Source organism: Mesorhizobium sp. B3-1-8, from assembly GCF_006439495.1.
Classification (GTDB): Bacteria; Pseudomonadota; Alphaproteobacteria; order Rhizobiales; family Rhizobiaceae; genus Mesorhizobium.
Map to the genome: position 1 here is coordinate 14,625 of NZ_VFTK01000037.1, position 16,950 is coordinate 31,574.

The window sequence follows — 16,950 nt, forward strand, 5'->3', positions numbered from 1 at the left end:
AGAGCCTCCTTCAAATCGCCTTCAGCAGGCGCAGCAGCCCCAGCATTTCCACGAAAGTCCCTTTGCGGAAGGCGATGTAGGTCGGCTCCTCGACGCCATGGAAACGGCGTTTGAACGCGGCCTGGCCCTGCAGGTTGAAGCGTGAGCGGTTGACCCAGGGCGAGTTGTAGGCGCGCTGGAAGGCGCCGCGCCAGAAGCTCGATTCGGCGAAGCCGCTCGGCTCGATGTCGAGCAGCGGCGAGAGGCCGAGCGTCACCTCAGAGATGCCTTCCTCGCGAAAGCGATCGACGGCGAATTTGGTCAAGCCGATTTCGGCATGCGGCGTCGCGTCGACCTGCTTGCGCTTGAAGGAGGTGGTGTAGCCGATGACCTTGCCGTCGCGGAACAGCGGGTCGAAATCGAGAATGGCGAGAAGCCGGCCTTCGGGGCCGTGCAGAAGGAAGCGGCGCATGTCAGCGCCGAGCTCTTCGGAGAAGCGGCGGTTGAGGAAACCCATCTCCCAGCGCTTGATGATGCGCTCCTTGCGCCAGTCGGCGGAAAGCTGAATGATCTCCTCCTGCAGCCCGTCGCCCCTGTCCTCGGCGAGGATAAAACCCTTCTTCATCAGCCAGCGTTCGGAATAGCGCACGGTCTCGTTGCGCTTGCCGGAAAAATCATGCGCCGGCAAAAGCAGCCTGGTGTCGATGCCGAGGCGATTGACCTGGTAGCCGAGGCCGGCCAGCACCTTGGCGGTGTCGGCGCCGACCTGGACGAACCACGGGCCGCCGGCGGCCTCGACGAAGCGCTTGATATAGGCCGGGCGGTCGGCCGGGTCGGCGACCGGATCGCCCAGCGCGAAATGACGGCTCATCTTGGTGCCAAAGGCGATATAGCCGTCGCCATCGCTGAAATAGGACAGTTTCTGCTGCACGGCCGTGGAATAGGCGAGCGAGAAATCGCCGTGGCGGCGCACCAGCGCCAGGCGTTCGGCATCCGTCAACTCGCGCCGCGGGACCTTGGGCGCCACGGCGTCGAGAAGCCTGTCGAAATAGATGCGCAGGGGCGCCATGAGCTCCGCGTGCCAAGAATGGATGACCTGCCGCCCTCAGGTCGCGAATCGCTGGCGACCGCTGCCGGCCACGTCGCGCCAGCGCGATATAGGATGCAATTGGCGACGAATGAAGGGCAAACGTCCGAAAGCGTCCAGTATCGTCCATCGGCCGCGCGAAACGCGCCATGCGCGCGTCGGCTTTGGCGCAATCCCTCGGCGTCGCGCAACCGGGCGTGAGGCGCAGCGTGGCGCTGCTTGCTCGCGTCTCTCACCAAGCCGGCCCCTTCACGCCGGAGGCGCCGAGCCTCGGCGATTTCTGGGGCATCAGGGTCGACGGCAGGCTGGCGGCGATGGCCGGCGAGCGCATGAAGCAGCCCGGTTGCTCGGAATTCAGCGGCGTGCAGGCATCCGGATTTCCGCAGCGGCGGCCGCCTGCTGTCGGTGTTCATGGCGGGCAGGATCGCGGCACGCGGCGAGGTCGCGTACCTCCACGCCTATGACAGCAATGCCGCGGCGATCGGGCTTTACGAGTCGATCGGCTTCCGCCTGAGGAACAGGATGAACATGGCGATGCTTCAACGCGCGAAGTGACTGCTCGGCTTCGTCATCCACGTGCGGAGCGAGGAGCGCAGCGACGCAGCGTAGACCCGCGGATCCATTCCGTGACATGCGAGCGTTGCAACGGTGCAGAATTCTGCTCCGCTGCGCCCTGTGATCGCGGTCACGGCATGGATTCCAGGGTTTCCGCGACGTAGCTTCGCTCCTGCTTCGCCCTAGAATGACGACGTTGGGGAGGCTTCCGCCAATCCCCAACGTTTGTGCTACCCTCAGCGCATCACACCGCGATCTTGCCGCCGCCCTGCTTCGTAATCGCAACGACGGACGGCCGCACCGGCATGTCCGGCTTGAAGTCCGGCCAGCGGGTCGACGGGTCCTCGTAATAGGACGGGCGGCCAAAGCCTTCCCAGTCCTCGCCGCCGTCGCCCGGATGCTGGACGGCGACGAAAGCGGTCTGGTCGTCCGGCGCGAAGAGCGGGCCGCACATTTCGGCGCCGATCGGCACGCGGAAGAACAGTTTCGACGTCGCCCGCGCCGGGCCTTCGGTGTCGACCGCCCACAGGCCATCGGTGCGGCCGGTGGCCTTCGGGCCCTGGCCGTCGGTGGCGACCCACAGGCGCCCGGCCGAATCGACGGCGCAATTGTCCGGCATGCCGAACCAACCATGGGCGGTGGTCGCGGTGGAGAAGGTGGCGCCGACATCGGCCACCGACGGATCGCCGCATTTCAGCAGCACTTCCCATTTGCCCTTGGTGGCGGCGAAGTCGCCGCCGTCCTCGACGATCTCGATGATGTGGCCGAAGGCGTTGCCGGCGCGCGGATTGGCGGCGTCGACTTGCTCGGCCTTGCGCTTGGTGTTGTTGGTCAGCATGACATAGACCTTGCCGTTGCCGGCATTCGGCTGGATGTCCTCCGGCCGGTCCATCTTGGTGGCGCCGAGCAGGTCGGCGGCGCGCCGCGTCTCGATGAGCACGTCGGCCTGGGACGCAAAACCGTTCTCGGCAGTCAGCGGGCCCTGCCCGAACACGATCGGCATCCATTCGACCGAGCCGTCCTCGGCGAACTTCGCCACATGCAGCGTGCCGTCGTCGAGCAGGTTCATGTTGGCCGCGCGGTCATCGGGATTGAACTTGCCGGCGGTGACGAATTTGTAGACGTAGTCGAAGCGTTCGTCGTCGCCGAGATAGAAGACGACGCGGCCATCCCTGGCGACGATCGATTCGGCGCCCTCATGCTTGAAACGGCCCATGGCGGTGCGCTTCCTCGGCACCGAGGCCGGATCGTTGACATCGACCTCGACGATCCAGCCGAACCGGTTGGGCTCGTTCGGCTCCTTGGCGAGGTTGAAGCGGTCGTAATGCGCGCCCCACTCATAGGCGCCTTCCGGAATGCCGAGGCGCTTGTAGTTGGCGGCCTCCCCGTGGCCTTCCGGCAATTCGCCCGAGAAATAGCCGTGGATGTTCTCCTCGGCCATCACATAGGTGCCCCAGGGCGTGACGCCGCCGGCGCAGTTGTTGACGGTGCCGATGACCTTGGCGCCGGACGGATCGGCATTGGTCTTGACGCGATCATGGCCGGCGACCGGGCCGGACAGCGCCATCTCGGTGGTGGACATGATGCGGCGGTTGAGCTTGCCGTCGCGCACGACCTGCCACTTGCCGCCCTGCTTGCGGATTTCGACGATCGTTCCGCCATGCGCGGCCATCTCGACATCGACCTGCTCCTTCGAGAGCGGCGCCACCTCGGCGGCCTTCTTGCCGTCCTTCTCGACGATCGAGACGATGCCGGGGAACATCAGATGCGGGTTGGTGTATTCGTGATTGACCACCAGCAAGCCGTGCTCGGCGGAGCCGTCGATCGGGATATAGCCGACATAGTCGTTGTTGTAGCCGAACTGCCTGGCCTGGGCTTCGGCCGACTGTTTTGCCGGATCGAACGCCGGCGAGTCGGCGAACAGCGGATCGCCCCAGCGCAACAGCACGTCGGCGTCATAGCCCGGCGCGACATGGTGCTTGTCGTCGATGCCGGCCTCGAGCTCGTCGAACTTGAAAGCCGAAGCCTCTGCGGCGCGCGCCTCGTCGGCGGCGATCAGCGCCAGCGGGCTGACGGTGGCGGCAATGGCCGAGACGGCCAGCGAGCCCATAAGAAAGCCGCGGCGCGAGAAACGCGCGGCGATGATCTCGCCCATGGTGCGGTTGTCGGTCGGATTGACGGGCGGGCCGTCATTTTCCTCGAGCAGGCTGGTGCGGAAGCGGGTCTCAGGGGTCACGGTCATGGGATTCCTCTGGCTTCTTGAGGTGGCTGGCATTTTGACCTTTCGACCCCTAAAGCGCGCCGATCACATTTTCGTGACACGGCTTCGACATACCCCCCGGTGATTGGCGAAGTCGTCGATGTCGGCCCCTTTCACCCCGTATAGTGACGGTGAGAAGGGGCTTGCCGCGGCCTTCGCCCTATCCTCCACCACCCAGCTTGACGGTTTCGCCCGCTTCGGAAACAAAGGCTGCGGCCGACGTGGCGACGGCGCTTCAAGAAGGGGACGACAAGGTGAGTTTCTGGGGACTGGCGCAGCTCGGCATTTCGACGGTGATGTTCCTGCTGGCGGCGATGGCGGCCAAGCATTGGGGGATGGCGCCGAGCCTGGCCAAGCTCCTTTTGACCCTGGCGCTCTACACGGCCGGCAATCTGATCATGCTGCGGCTGGTGCGCGAGTTCGGCATGTCGGTGTCGTTCAGCCTGTCGGCGGTCATCCAGCTCGTTTCGGTCAACGCCGTGGCGCTCGCCTTCTTCGGCGAACGGCTAAACGCCTTGCAAGCGACCGGCATGGTGCTGGCGGTCGCCGCCGTCGCGCTGATCACGCTCGGGCCCTATATGCAACGGCTGTAGCTGGACCCAAGGGCCCGAATGAAATCGACCGCCAACGCGCTGCTCAACAAGTTGGAATTCCCGGTGCTGCTGGCCGGGCTGGCGATCGCCGGCGGTCTATGGGGCCTGGTGGAGCTCATCGAGGTGGCGCGCGCCACCTCGCCACATGCCTTCGATACGGAAATCCTGCTTGCCTTCCGCCATGCCGGGCAGCCGGACAGTCCGATCGGTCCACCCTGGCTCGAAGGCGCGGTGCGCGACGTCACGGCGCTGGGCAGCACCGCCGTGCTGGCGCTGATCACGACGGCGACGATCGTCTATCTGCTCTTGCTCCGCAGACCCTTGACCGCTCTGTTCATGTTCGCGGCCGTGGCGGGCGGGCAAGTGCTTTCCAGCCTGCTCAAATTCGAGGTCGACCGGCCGCGCCCCGATCTCGTCTCGCATCTCGTCACCGAGACTTCGCTCTCGTTCCCCAGCGGCCACGCGATGCTGTCGGCGGTGACCTATCTGACCCTCGGCTCGCTGGCGGCCCGCTTCCTGCCGGACCGCAGGACGAAAGTCTTCGTGCTCGGCCTTGCCGTGCTCACCACGGTGCTGATCGGCGCCAGCCGCGTCTATCTTGGCGTGCACTGGCCGTCCGACGTGCTTGCCGGCTGGTGCGCGGGCTTCGCATGGGCCATGCTGTGCTGGCTTGCGGCGCGCCTGCTGCAGCGACGCAAAGTAGTGGCCGACAGTGACTGACCGATGGCTGAAGCATATAAAATGATGCTTGAAACATTGTAATATTTACAATATACATCTCCTACAGCTTCAAAAGACGGGTTCCGGCCGATGATCACTGCCGCACAGATGCGCGCCGCGCGGGCGTTGACCGGCATTGACCAGAAGACGCTCGCCGAGCGCGCCGGCGTCTCGCTGCCGACGATCCAGCGCATGGAAGCGAGCGACGGCGTCGTCCGGGGCGTGGTCGACACGCTGATGAAGGTCATCCAGGCGCTCGACGAGGTCGGCGTGGAGCTGATCGGCGAGAACCAGCCCAGCGAGCGCGGCGGCAGGGGCGTGCGCCTCAAGACTACCGCGGCGCAGAACCCGCAGGGCTGAGCCGCCACCGCGGCGGTGCGGAAGAATCGGCGCCGTTGCGGCCGGATTTACCGACCAATGCCGCACTCTCTCACATCGCCGCTTCGATCGGCTCGGCAAGCTTCGGATTGGCGCGCGCGGCGATCAGGCAGCCGCCCACGATGAGGCATGCTCCTGTCAGCGTGGTCCAGGCCACCGTCTCGCCGAAGAAGAACCAGCCAAGCGCGATCGCCCAGATGAAGGCCGAGTATTCGGTCGGAATCAGATATTGCGCCTCGGCACGGGCGTAGGACCAGCTCATCAAAAATTGCCCGGCGAGCGACAGCAGCGCCACCGCGCCCAAGGGAAGCCAGAGATCGCTCGGCAGCGCAACCGCGAGCCAGGGTGCCGCGAGACCGAGGATGATCGCGACGAAGAGGTTCTGGAACAGCATGATCTCGACCGGCCTGGCCAGCAGCGCCTGTTGCCTCGAGAGGATCAGATTGTAGGCGTAGAACACCGTCGATGCGAGCACCGCGGCCGTGCCAAGCAGGGCATCTTGCGAATGGCTCGCCGCCCCGAATTTGCCGGCCAGCATGATCACGACGCCCGCCATGCCGGCCAGCGATGCCCAGACCGCCTGCCGCCTTATGCGTTCGCCCAGCAACAATGCCGCAAGCAAAAGCGCAAACAGCGGCGCGACGAAGCTGAGCCCGATCGCCTCGGCGAGCGGCAGCCTCGCCAGACCCCAGAAGAACAAGACCAGGACGATGCCGACAATCGCGGCGCGCAGCGCATGCAGGCCCAGCACCGGAAGGCTCGGCTTCGAGCGCGACCCCGCCGACCAGGCGGCGCCCGCGACCAACGTGGCAACCAGGCTGCGCCACAGCAGCGTGTTATAGACGCCGACCGCGAGGGCCAGGGACTTCATTGCCGCATCCATGCCGGAGAGCAGGAAGATCGCCAGCGCGCATATGAGCACGGGGATCATCGGCGAAACGGCGCCGGTCAGGCTGGATGTCTTCACGGCTTCGCTCATGTGACGGATGGGAGCCGGATAGTACGGAGCAAGCGGCCAAACCAGATGGCAGCGCCGTCGATATGACGGTCCAATCCCGATCGGCGAGGCGAAAAACTCGCCTCGCCGCTGCAGTGCCGAGATGCGAAACGCTGTCCCGCCGGCGTTGCAATGCTTCTCCGCCGCGACGTGCTCAATCCAGTGACAGCGCCACGACCTCGCCTTCGCCCATCAGCGGCACGAAGATCTTTTTGCCGTCGGTGCCGATGTCGGCGCTGCCGGGCTTGAAGTGCGCCACCGCTTCCGGCGCGCCGCCTGTTTCGTAGCTGTAAAGCGTGCCGGTCATGTAGGCGGTGGCGTAGATGGTGTCGCCCATGGCGATGACACCGTCGAGGTCGGCGAATTTTTGCGCGCCCGGCAGCGGCGTGATCTCCTTCGTGGCGAGGTCGACCGACAGCAAGCCACCCGGCTCGGCCGTGCTGAAATCGGTCTTGTTGATGCCCTTGCCCCAGGACGCGACGATCAGCCTGCCGCCATCGGCGAACACGCCATTGGGCGAGGCGAGCAGCGCATCCTTGACGAACAACTCCGGCCTGTCGCCGTCGATGCGATAGACCGTGTCGGCCAACATGTCGCTGACATAGACCTTGCCGGCGCTGTCCTGCGTCATGTCGTTGAGGAACACGGCGCCCGGCACATCGATGGTCTCGACCAGTTTGCCGCTGGCGAGGTCGACGACGCGCACCTTGGTGATGTCGGCGGCGTAGAGCCTGCCACCGGCGATCGCCATGCCCTTGGGCGCGTCCATGCCGTCCACCCAGTGGCGGGCGATGACCTTGCCGTCCATCGACAGAAGCGACAAGTAGCCATTGCCGTCCGCGTCGCCGGGATTGCCGGCGATGTTGGAGACGACGATACGGTTGTGGGCGGCATCGACAAGCGCGGATTCCGGCTGCTCGAAGCCGGTGGCGCGCCAGAGTTCGCCGGCCTGCGCGACAGACACGGCGACCGTTGCGACGACGGTTGAGGCGATGAGACGTTTCATGGGTGCTCTCCTGCAATGACGGCGGAGAGCTAGTATTTTCGATACTTTCCTGGAAGCCGGAACAAGACTAGTATCGTTCTTCGATACCAAATCGAATGAACGAGGCGCATTCCATGAACGGTCCGATCTTCGAGGCGCTGAAACGGACGCTGAGGGCCAAGGGCCTGACCTACCGGACGTTGGCCGAACGCATGGGCGTTTCCGAGCCGACGGTGAAGCGCATCTTCCATGAGCGGAACTGCAAGCTCGACCGGCTGATGGAGATCTGCGCCGCGGCCGATGTCGAGCTGGAGAACGTGCTCGGCGCGATGAACCGGGGACCGGGCCCGGCCAACCGCGTCGGGCCGGAGATCGAGCGCCGCCTGGCGGCGCGGCCGGCGCTGCTCTTCGTCTTCATCATGCTGTCGGAGAAATTCACGGCCGAAGGCATCATGCGCTCGCAGGGCCTGAGCGAAGCTTCGATGTTCCTCTACCTGCGCGATCTCGAGGAGCTCGGGCTGGTGGCGCTGGGGCGCGGCCTGTCGGCAAGGCTGCTCCTCGACACGCCGATCCAGTGGGATTTCGAGGGACCGCTGAAGCCGCATTTCGAGATGACCAACAAGAATTTTGTCGGCTGGGCGCTCGGCCATATGGAGCAGGGCGCGACCTTCATCAGCTTTTCCAGGCGCATGCGGCCGCAAACGGCGGAGATGCTGCGGCGCGAGGCCGAGGAGCTCGCCGAGCGCGCCAAGCTGCTTGCCCATCACGACCAGCACACCACGCCGGAGGACCAGCTCACCGGCTACAAATGGACCTTTGCTTTCGGCGCGACGCCGTTTCCCGCGATCATGCCGATCGGCCCGCATCCGAGGGATGCGGGCGCGCGGGCGGAGAAGGAGAAACGGGCGCTGCCGGCGTAGCTCTGCCCCTTCTCCCTTTTGGGACCCCTTGTGGGAGAAGGAAAGGGCGTCACGCCGCTTTCGCTTCTTCCTGGGGTCCGGCGAGATCGTCGCGCGCCTTGCGGGCGAGTTTTTTGGCCGAGCGTTTCGGGCTGTCGCCGAACAGGTCGGCGGCATCGGCGAGGCAGGCCTTGGTCAGGCTCTTTTCGGAGCGCTTCAGCAGCTTGCGCAGCAGCTTCGTGTCGTCGGCGGAGCCGAGCGGCTCGCCTTCGGCGGCGAGCAGGGCGCGCATGACGAAGACGTCGTGCAATTCGCCGAGTTGCTCGCCGAACCTGTCGACCGCCTTGCGGCGCGCCTTGATCGGCGTCGGCCACAGGCGGCCGAGCAGCGACAGATGCATGGAATGCGTCTTGACCGCCTTGCGCAGGTCGTGAAAGTCCTCGTCCTCGCCGCGCGACTCCGCCTTGTCCAGCGCCTTCTTCGCCCGCCGCAAGGTGGCGCGGGCGCCGTCGGCGAGGATGTCGGCGGCCTGTTCCGGCTGGTCGGGCAGGGCCAGCCTGTCGATGCGCTCCAGGCCCTCCCGGCAAGCGGCTATCGCCGCATTGATGGCGGCGTCGAGGCCGGGACCGGCATGGAGCTCATGCTGGCGCAGCACCAGCCGCTCGCGCACGGGATCGAGACCGCCGCCGGCGGATTGTTCCGGAAAGGCATCGGCCAGGCGATCGACGGTTTCGATCAAGGCGGTTGCCTCGCGCGGCCCGGCCAGCAGCGCCGATACCTGCTTATAGCATTCGTTCTCGGTCTGGCAGAACGGTTCGTCCCCGGAACGAACCAGGCGCAGCAAGGCGCGCACGCTCTTCAGCCGCTTGCGGCATTTGTGCAGACCCTGCTCCGGCTTCTCGCGCGCCATCTCGAGATGGGCGATTGCCTTGCCGATCTCGTCGGCCAATATGCGCCTGACCTCGCCGGTCAGCGGCAAGCGCGGATCGATGCGGAAGCTCATGCGGCGATCTCCGGAATCCCCCCGAGGGCCAGCGACGCGTTGTAGAATCTCGACTCGCCGGTGACCTCGCGACCGAGCCAGTCGGGCAGCATTTCGTCAGATACGTCCTCCGGCGTCTCCAGCTCCGCGATCACCAACCCCGCGAGCTTTCCGCCGAAAACATCGACTTCATAGAGATAGCCGCAGTGTCTAACATGGTGGCGTGTCTTCTCGATGACACGCCCCAGCGCAAACGCCATCAGTTCCTCGGCCTCGGCAAGCGGGATCGAATATTCGAACTCGTCGCGCTCGCGCGCCCTGTCGCCGAACTTCAGCGTCAGCCTGGCGGAGCGCCCGTCTGAGATGCGCACGCGCACCGTGCGGCCGGGCTGGGCGGCGACATAGAACTGGCGAATGCGGATTTCCGCCTCGACCCTGTCGCGCCAAGCCGGACCGGAGACCAGGAATTTGCGCTCGACTTCCTTGCCCATGGCCGGGCACTAAAGCCTGTGAGGGTCGAGAAGGCAAGCCGAGTCGGAGTCAAACTTGACTTTAATCAATCGAATGATTAAAGTCTGAATATGAACAAGCAGCCAAGCATAAAAAGGCAGCCGCGCGAGGCCACCACCGCCGAGCAGACGCGCACTGCGCTGGTGCACGCGGCGCTCAAGCTGTTCGGGCGGCAAGGTTTCGACGGCACCTCGACGCGCGAGATCGCGGCCGAGGCCAAGGCCAATATCGGCTCGATCGCCTATCATTTCGGCGGCAAGGAAGGCCTGCGCGCCGCCGCCGCCGATTTTATCGTCGACACCATCCAGGGGATCGCCGGCCAGGCGCTGGGCGGCGATCAGGCCGCCGCGCCGCCGGAACCGGAAGCCGCCCGTGCCCAGCTTTTCGCAGCGCTCGAGCGGATGGTGGGCTTCGTCGTGGCCAGTCCGCAGGCCGGCGAGATCGTACAATTCGTACTTCGCGAGCTCTCGCATCCGACCGCCGCGCTCGACCGCATCTATGCCGGCGTGTTCGAGCCGACGCACCGGCGGCTGTGCCAGATCTGGGAGCAGGCGACCGGCGAACCGGCCGAGAGCGAGACGACCAAGCTCACCGTCTTCACCATGATCGGCCAGGTCATCTATTTCCGCATCGGCCGCGAGGCGGTGATGCGCCGGATGGGCTGGCGCGGGATCGGCAATGAAGAGGCCGCCAAGGTGGTGGCGGTCGCAACCGACAACCTCAGGGCGATGCTGGCGGCACGCGATGCGCGCGCCGGCAAGAAGGGCAAATCATGAGCTTTCTCTGTTCGCTGCCGCTCGCGGCCCAATTGTTCGGCGCCTGCGCGCCGGCGGCGCCCCTGGCCGTCGGCTATGTCGAAGGCGAATATGTGCTGATGGCGCCGATCGAAGTGGCCCAGGTGGCGACGGTGACGGTCAGGCGCGGCGACCGCGTCGAGAGCGGCACGCCGGTGGCGACGCTCGAGGACGCCGACGCCAAGATCGAGGTCGCGCAAGCGCAGGCGGCGTTGGCGCAGGCGCAGGCCCAGCTTGCCGACCTGCAGGTCGGCAAGCGCCCCGAGGAAATCGCGGTGCTCAAGGCCGAGGTCGACATGGCAAAAGCCCAGGCCGCCGACGCCAAGCGCAAATACGACCGGGCGAGCGACCTCTACAAGCGCGGCACCGGCACCCAGGCCGACTACGACACCGCCTCGGCTTCGCTGGAGACCGCCACGGCCCAGGTCGGCCAGGCGGAAGCCAATCTCGCCGTCGGCAACCTGCCGGCGCGGGCCGAGACCATCAAGGCCGCCGACAACCAGGTCAAGCAGGCGCAGTCGACCCTGGAGCAGGCCGAGTGGCGGCTGTCGAAGCGGGTGCTGACGGCACCCTCGCCCGGGCACGTCAACGACGTCATCCGCAATCCCGGCGACACCGCAGGGCCGACCGCTCCGGTGATCTCGGTGCTGCCGGACGGTGCCGTGAAGCTCAGCGTCTATGTGCCGGAAAGCGCTTTTTCGTCGGTCAAGGTCGGCACCGAGCTCAACGTCCATTGCGACGGCTGCGGGACGGGGCTGAAGGCACGTGTCAGCTATGTCTCGCCCGATCCGGAGTTCACGCCGCCGGTGATCTATTCGCTCGAGAACCGGCAGAAGCTGGTCTATCTGGTCGAAGCGCGGCCGGACGGCAATGCCGGGCCCTTGCAGCCCGGCCAGATCGTCGATGTCGATCTCGCGGATCTCGGGCAATGAACGCAATCGACGTTCGCGGCCTGGTCAAGCGCTTCGGCGACAAGACCGTCGTCGACCATGTGACGATGACGGTGGCCGAGGGCGAGATCGTCGGCTTCCTGGGGCCGAACGGCTCGGGCAAGACGACGACCATCCGCATCATGTGCGGGCTGCTCACGCCGGACGAAGGCGACGGCACGGTGCTGGGCTTCGACATCCGCACCGACGCGCTCAAGATCAAGCGCGAAGTCGGCTACATGACGCAGAAGTTCTCGTTCTACGAGGATTTGACGATCGGCGAGAACCTCGAATTCGTTGCGCGGCTCTACCGGCTGAGGCCGGTGGAGGAATATGTCGCGCGCACGCTTCAGGAGCTCGGCCTGGCGAGCCGTCGCGACCAGCTGGCCGGCACGCTTTCCGGCGGTTGGAAGCAACGGCTGGCCTTGGCCGCCTGCATCATGCACAAGCCGAAGCTGCTCCTGCTCGACGAGCCGACGGCGGGCGTCGACCCGAAGGCGCGGCGCGAGTTCTGGGACGAGATCCATCGGCTGGCCGGCGGCGGGCTGACCGTGCTCGTTTCCACCCACTATATGGACGAGGCCGAGCGCTGCCACCGCATCAGCTACATCTCCTACGGCAAGATGCTCGCCACCGGCACGGTGGACGAGGTGGTGAAGAATGCCGGGCTGACCACCTTCGTGCTGCAGGGGCCGCGGCTCGACCAGGTGGCCGAGGCGCTGCAGGGCCGTCCCGGCGTCGACCAGGTGGCGCCGTTCGGCGCGACGCTGCATGTCGTCGGTTCCGACAAGGCGGCGCTGGAAAAGGCGCTCGCCGATGTCGAGAAGGAGCATAAGGGCGTCACGGTGAAGCCCGGCGAGACAAGCCTCGAGGATGTGTTCATCCAGTTCATGGCCGGCTCGAAGGACAACATGGCATGAACGCGGTCTTCTCCTTCGCCAGGCTCGGCGCGCTGCTGATCAAGGAATTCATCCAGATGCGGCGCGACCGCATCACCTTCGCCATGATGCTGGGCGTGCCGCTGATCCAGCTGGTGCTGTTCGGCTATGCGATCAACAACGACCCGAAGAGCCTGCCGGCAGCTCTTGTGGCGACCAGCAGCGATCCCTATACGCGCGCCATGGTCTCGGCGCTGCAGACGACGGACTACTACCGCTTCGACCATGTCGCGCAAAGCGCGGACGAGGCCGAATTCCTGATGTCGCGCGGCGATGTCTCCTTCGTCGTCACCATTCCCGCCGATTTCGCCCGACGGGTGGAGCGCGGCGACAATCCGCAGATCCTGATCGAGGCCGACGCCACCGATCCGGCGGTGGCCAGCGGCGCGATCTCGACGCTGAGCACCGTGGCCGGCCAGGGGCTGCTCAGGGCGCAGGGCACGCAGGAGACGGCCAAGGAGGCGGCGCGCGGCCAGCTCGATGTCGTCGTGCACCGGCGCTACAATCCCGAGGGCATCTCGCAATACAACATCGTGCCCGGCCTGCTCGGCGTCATCCTGCAGATGACGATGGTGATGATGACCTCGATCGCGCTGACGCGCGAGACCGAGCGCGGCACGATGGAAAACCTTCTGGCCATGCCGTCGAGCCCGCTGGAGATCATGCTCGGCAAGGTGCTGCCCTATCTGGTGGTGGGCGCGGTGCAAGTGGTGGTGGTGCTGGCCGCGGCGAAGCTTCTGTTTGCCATCCCCTTCACCGGCTCGCTTTCTCTGTTGTTGTCAGCGGTGCTGGTGTTCGTGCTGTCGCTGGTGCTGCTCGGCTATTCGATCTCCACCATCGCCCGCACGCAGATGCAGGCGCTGCAGCTCACCTTCTTCTTCTTCCTGCCCTCGATCATGCTGTCGGGCTTCATGTTCCCCTATCGCGGCATGCCGGGCTGGGCGCAGACTTTTGGCGAGATCTTCCCGCTGACGCATTTTCTGCGCATCACCCGCGCGGTCATGCTGAAGGGCGCCCAACTGCCGGCGGTGGCGACCGAGATCGGCTGGCTGGTGGTGTTCGTGGCGCTGTTTGCCGGCGTGGCCCTGGTGCGGTTCAGGCGGACGCTGGATTAGGGGCGGAGGACAACGCGGGGCGAGCGGGAGTGGGTCGAGACGGTCCTTTGTTGTGGTCAGAACCGGACATCGATGAACGGCATGTTCTATCCACGAGGAGGCAGAAATCGTTCGCAGTCCGCAAGTCCTCACGGACGAACGCGGATGATCGTCTTGCCCTTGCGTCGCTCGGTCGGGTTGAAGGCGGCGACGGCATCGTCGAGGGTCGAGACGTTGCCGATGTTCGTCCGCAGACGTCCGTCCCGCACCCGCTGGACGATCTCGCTCAACTGGGCACGATCGGACTCGACAACGAAGTCGACCGCAAGGCCGTCGGCGGGCCGCGCCTCGACCGGCCCGACGACGGACACCAGCGTTCCTCCGGCCCGAATCATGCCTGCGGACCGCTTGCCGATGTCGCCGCCGATGACGTCGAACACCAGATCGACTTCGCCGGCGTCTTCCAGGGCGTCGTTGTCGAGGTCGATGAACTCCTTCGCGCCGAAGTCGAGCACCGTCTGGCGGTCGGCGGCGCGTCCGGTGCCGATGACGTAGGCGCCGGCCTCTCGCGCGAGTTGCGTCACCATCGACCCGACGGCGCCGGCCGCGCCATGCGCAAGAACGCTCTGCCCGGCCCGAAGGCGGCCGTGCTCGAACAGTCCCTGCCACGCGGTCAGGCCCGAGATCGGCAGGCTCGCGCCCACCGTGAAGTCGACGTCGCCCGGCAGCGGCGCGAGGTTGCGCGCCTCGATGGCGATATACTGCGCCAGGGTGCCGTCGCGATACCAGTCGGCGAGGCCGAACACCCGCTGTCCCACCGACAGCCCCGTCGTGCCATAGCCGAGGGCGGTGACCACGCCGGCCAGCTCGTGCCCGGGGATCGACGGTGTTCGGTCACGGTCGCGGCGATCGGTCCAGGTCGAGGGCCACGCCAGCTCGGTCGGGACGAATCCCGAAGCATGAACCTGAACCACGACGTCGTTTATCGCTGCCTGCGGCTCGGGCCGCTCCACCAGCGTCATCCCGGCCGTTCCCGCGGCCTGGTCCGTCACCACGATTGCCTTCATGATAATTTCCTCCTCGGTTATTTGTCTCTCCGGTGGCTCCCCGGGATGAAGCTTCCAACCTATTGTCCGGATCTCGGCGGCAGGTTCGCCAGCAGGGGCCCAAGTCCCTCCGCGATCGTCAAATGCGTGATGACGGCGTCGCGCAGCTTCGGATAAGGCAGGTTCGCCAGCATCGCCGTCTGCACCGCCGCCAGCACCTCGCCTGCCTCGGAGCCGATCATCGTGAAGCCGAGGATATTGTCGTCATCGCCGGCCACGATCACCTTCATAAAACCCTGCTTTTCGTCCGTCGCTTCGGTGCGCAGCACGGCGCTCATCGGCAGCTTGGCGACGCGCACGATGACGCCCTGGCGCTGCGCTTCGCCCTCGCTCAAGCCGACGCGGGCGAGCGGCGGATCGGTGAACATGGTGTAGGGCACCAGCCGGTCGCGTGTCGTGCGATGGCCGCCGGCCAGATTGTCCCGGATGATGCGGAAATCGTCGACCGAGACATGCGTGAATTGCGGACTGCCGGCGCATTCGCCGAGCGCCCAGACATCGGGCGTGACGGTCTCCAGCCGCTCGTTGACCCGGATGAAGCCACGGCTGTCCAGCGCCACGCCGGCCTCTTCGAGGCCAATGCCGGCGGTGTTCGGCACGCGCCCGACGGCAGCGAGCAGATGGCTGCCCTCGATCGTCCGCTTGCCCGAAGCCGTGCGTATGGTCACGCTGACCTGTTCGCCGGAGCGACCATGCACGCCAAGCGGCTCGGTGCCGACAAAGAACTCGATGCCTTCGTCCTCGAGAAGTTTCCGCATCTCGTCGGCGACGTCGCGGTCCTCCCGGCCGATAAGCTGAGGCCCGGCTTCGATCACCGTCACCCGGCTGCCGAAGCGGCGATAGGCCTGCGCCAATTCGAGGCCGACATAGCCGCCGCCGAGCACGATGAGATGCGGCGGCAGGATGTCGAGCTCGAGGGCGCTGATATGGGTGAGCGGCTGGGCTTGCTCGAGACCGGGAATACCGGGAATCGCCGCATGCGTGCCGACATTGATGACGACCTTGTCGCCGGTGAGCACCCGCGTGCCGCCGTCGTTCAGCGCAACTTCGATCGTCTTTTGTCCAACGAAGCGGCCGCTGCCCATGATCAGCTCCGCGCCGCTGGTCTTATAGGCATCGAGGTGGAAGGCGATCTCGCGATCGACCATCTCCTGCTTGCGCCGGCGAACCTTCGCCATGTCGGTCGAGACGGGATCGGTCGACGTGCCGAACTGGCCGGCGTTGCGGGACAGGTAGGCGACCCGCGCGCTCCACACCTCATTCTTGCTGGGCATGCAGGCCACCGCAGGACAGGAGCCGCCGACCCAGCGGCGCTCGACGACCGCGACGCGCTGGCCGGATCGGCCCAGATGCCAGGCAAGCGCCTTGCCGCCCTGGCCGCTGCCGAGGATCAGAAAATCAAAATGTTCTGGTTGGGGCATGAGGGTTCTCCGCTATAGTTATGGAAATTGACACTAGACATATCGGGGCCGACGGATCTGGCCGCCTGCTTGCCGCAACACTTCGATGCCGAACTCGCTCCTGGGCGAGCGGCTAGTGCTGCCCGCTTGAGGCGGCGTCGGCATGGGATGTGTGGACGAGGGCGATACGGGTCATGTGAGAGGTCCTTATCTTGAGTGTGCAACCACTGCACCACGTGGCCGATCCGAAGTGAAGGCGAGCAATTTGAGCCTGGCCGGTGCGATGCAGGCAAACAGCGGCACCTGTCGCAGGACACCGACTTCATCCTTGAGACGCATCTCCATACACCGCTGTTTTGTCTCAGGCCGAAGCAACCGATTGCGGGCGGGACGTCGGCCGCCACCGATTCAAGCTGCGCCGCCATTCGTTGATCCTCGGCCGGCACAATCCCCAGGCTGGCTCAAGCGCGGACCGGATCTCACTTTCGCCCAGTAGTACCAGACTTCGAGACCCTGGAAGCCGAGCACGAACGGAACAACGATGAATACGCCGCTGACGAGGCGGTCGACGACAACCTGCAGCCAACAGGGCAGGACGAAGATTGCAATCCCGTGGCGTTCCGGATGGCGGAGCCCAACGAGAAACGGCATGGCAATCAGGCTCAGCGCGACGAGGTAGTCGAGCAAGGCCTGAGCGGTGTTGGTGACGAAACGAATATTCATGACACGCTGCCATTGAGGAGG

General features: G+C 65.7%; 19 protein-coding genes and 1 pseudogene. 10 read left to right on the top strand and 10 right to left on the bottom strand.

The window, feature by feature from the left end:
• Positions 1–10: 10 nt before the first annotated feature.
• Positions 11–1,048, bottom strand: coding sequence for a phosphatidylglycerol lysyltransferase domain-containing protein (locus FJ424_RS27085; RefSeq protein WP_140658148.1), 1,038 nt, complete (start codon positions 1,046–1,048; stop codon positions 11–13).
• Between the two features lie 167 nt (positions 1,049–1,215).
• On the opposite strand from FJ424_RS27085, the gene FJ424_RS27090 reads away from it, so the two are divergent.
• Both FJ424_RS27090 and FJ424_RS34165 read left to right on the top strand, forming a co-directional pair.
• Complete coding sequence (locus FJ424_RS27090; protein WP_246677360.1) at positions 1,216–1,530, top strand: hypothetical protein; 315 nt, start codon at positions 1,216–1,218, stop codon at positions 1,528–1,530.
• Entirely contained in the window at positions 1,478–1,621 is a 144-nt protein-coding gene (locus tag FJ424_RS34165) for a GNAT family N-acetyltransferase (protein WP_246677358.1), read from the top strand. Before FJ424_RS27090 ends, FJ424_RS34165 begins: the two co-directional genes overlap by 53 nt.
• A gap of 244 nt (positions 1,622–1,865) precedes the next feature.
• Here the strand turns inward: FJ424_RS34165 and FJ424_RS27095 are convergent, their stop codons facing one another.
• Positions 1,866–3,863, bottom strand: coding sequence for a PhoX family phosphatase (locus tag FJ424_RS27095; protein ID WP_140658150.1), 1,998 nt, complete (start codon positions 3,861–3,863; stop codon positions 1,866–1,868).
• 272 nt (positions 3,864–4,135) lie between these two features.
• On the opposite strand from FJ424_RS27095, the gene FJ424_RS27100 reads away from it, so the two are divergent.
• From FJ424_RS27100 to FJ424_RS27110, 3 genes are all read left to right on the top strand, one after another.
• Positions 4,136–4,474, top strand: coding sequence for a hypothetical protein (locus tag FJ424_RS27100; RefSeq protein ID WP_140645897.1), 339 nt, complete (start codon positions 4,136–4,138; stop codon positions 4,472–4,474).
• Between the two features lie 18 nt (positions 4,475–4,492).
• Positions 4,493–5,194 (top strand): phosphatase PAP2 family protein, encoded by a 702-nt coding sequence (locus FJ424_RS27105; protein WP_140658152.1) that lies wholly within the window; start codon positions 4,493–4,495, stop codon positions 5,192–5,194.
• A gap of 90 nt (positions 5,195–5,284) precedes the next feature.
• Positions 5,285–5,554 (top strand): helix-turn-helix transcriptional regulator, encoded by a 270-nt coding sequence (locus FJ424_RS27110; RefSeq protein ID WP_140658154.1) that lies wholly within the window; start codon positions 5,285–5,287, stop codon positions 5,552–5,554.
• Positions 5,555–5,624: 70 nt separating this feature from the next.
• Here FJ424_RS27110 and FJ424_RS27115 read toward each other — a convergent pair whose 3' ends face one another.
• Positions 5,625–6,551, bottom strand: coding sequence for a DMT family transporter (locus tag FJ424_RS27115; RefSeq protein WP_140658156.1), 927 nt, complete (start codon positions 6,549–6,551; stop codon positions 5,625–5,627).
• Between the two features lie 172 nt (positions 6,552–6,723).
• The gene (locus FJ424_RS27120; RefSeq protein ID WP_140658158.1) at positions 6,724–7,575 is read right to left on the bottom strand and encodes an ATP/GTP-binding protein; all 852 of its coding nucleotides are present in this window, start codon (positions 7,573–7,575) and stop codon (positions 6,724–6,726) included.
• Positions 7,576–7,688: 113 nt separating this feature from the next.
• Between FJ424_RS27120 and FJ424_RS27125 the strand changes: the two genes are divergently transcribed.
• Positions 7,689–8,474 carry a helix-turn-helix transcriptional regulator gene (locus FJ424_RS27125; RefSeq protein WP_140658160.1) on the top strand — a complete coding sequence of 262 codons (786 nt, stop codon included), beginning with the start codon at positions 7,689–7,691 and terminating at the stop codon, positions 8,472–8,474.
• Between the two features lie 49 nt (positions 8,475–8,523).
• Here FJ424_RS27125 and FJ424_RS27130 read toward each other — a convergent pair whose 3' ends face one another.
• Positions 8,524–9,456: a CHAD domain-containing protein gene (locus FJ424_RS27130; protein ID WP_140645903.1), complete on the bottom strand. Its 933-nt coding sequence runs from the start codon at positions 9,454–9,456 to the stop codon at positions 8,524–8,526.
• Positions 9,453–9,926, bottom strand: coding sequence for a CYTH domain-containing protein (locus tag FJ424_RS27135; RefSeq protein ID WP_140658162.1), 474 nt, complete (start codon positions 9,924–9,926; stop codon positions 9,453–9,455). Before FJ424_RS27135 ends, FJ424_RS27130 begins: the two co-directional genes overlap by 4 nt.
• Before the next feature lie 90 nt (positions 9,927–10,016).
• Between FJ424_RS27135 and FJ424_RS27140 the strand changes: the two genes are divergently transcribed.
• From FJ424_RS27140 to FJ424_RS27155, 4 genes are read left to right on the top strand one after another with little or no spacing between them, the layout of a single operon-like run.
• Complete coding sequence (locus tag FJ424_RS27140) at positions 10,017–10,721, top strand: DUF1956 domain-containing protein (RefSeq protein WP_140658164.1); 705 nt, start codon at positions 10,017–10,019, stop codon at positions 10,719–10,721.
• On the top strand, positions 10,718–11,671 hold the full coding sequence (locus tag FJ424_RS27145; protein ID WP_140645906.1) for an HlyD family efflux transporter periplasmic adaptor subunit: 954 nt from the start codon (positions 10,718–10,720) through the stop codon (positions 11,669–11,671). Before FJ424_RS27140 ends, FJ424_RS27145 begins: the two co-directional genes overlap by 4 nt.
• Complete coding sequence (locus tag FJ424_RS27150) at positions 11,668–12,588, top strand: ABC transporter ATP-binding protein (RefSeq protein ID WP_140658165.1); 921 nt, start codon at positions 11,668–11,670, stop codon at positions 12,586–12,588. Before FJ424_RS27145 ends, FJ424_RS27150 begins: the two co-directional genes overlap by 4 nt.
• A complete protein-coding gene (locus FJ424_RS27155; RefSeq protein ID WP_140658167.1) occupies positions 12,585–13,721 on the top strand; it encodes an ABC transporter permease in 1,137 nt (378 codons plus the stop codon). Before FJ424_RS27150 ends, FJ424_RS27155 begins: the two co-directional genes overlap by 4 nt.
• 128 nt (positions 13,722–13,849) lie before the next feature.
• Here FJ424_RS27155 and FJ424_RS27160 read toward each other — a convergent pair whose 3' ends face one another.
• From FJ424_RS27160 to FJ424_RS27175, 4 genes and pseudogenes are all read right to left on the bottom strand, one after another.
• Positions 13,850–14,767, bottom strand: a complete 918-nt coding sequence (locus FJ424_RS27160; RefSeq protein WP_140658169.1) for an NADP-dependent oxidoreductase — start codon at positions 14,765–14,767, stop codon at positions 13,850–13,852.
• A gap of 59 nt (positions 14,768–14,826) precedes the next feature.
• A complete protein-coding gene (locus FJ424_RS27165) occupies positions 14,827–16,227 on the bottom strand; it encodes a mercuric reductase (RefSeq protein ID WP_140658171.1) in 1,401 nt (466 codons plus the stop codon).
• Positions 16,228–16,446: 219 nt separating this feature from the next.
• Positions 16,447–16,545 (bottom strand): annotated as a pseudogene (locus FJ424_RS27170) (cyclic nucleotide-binding protein); the annotation flags it as partial.
• A gap of 69 nt (positions 16,546–16,614) precedes the next feature.
• The gene (locus FJ424_RS27175; protein ID WP_140658173.1) at positions 16,615–16,929 is read right to left on the bottom strand and encodes a hypothetical protein; all 315 of its coding nucleotides are present in this window, start codon (positions 16,927–16,929) and stop codon (positions 16,615–16,617) included.
• Between the last annotated feature and the right edge of the window lie 21 nt (positions 16,930–16,950).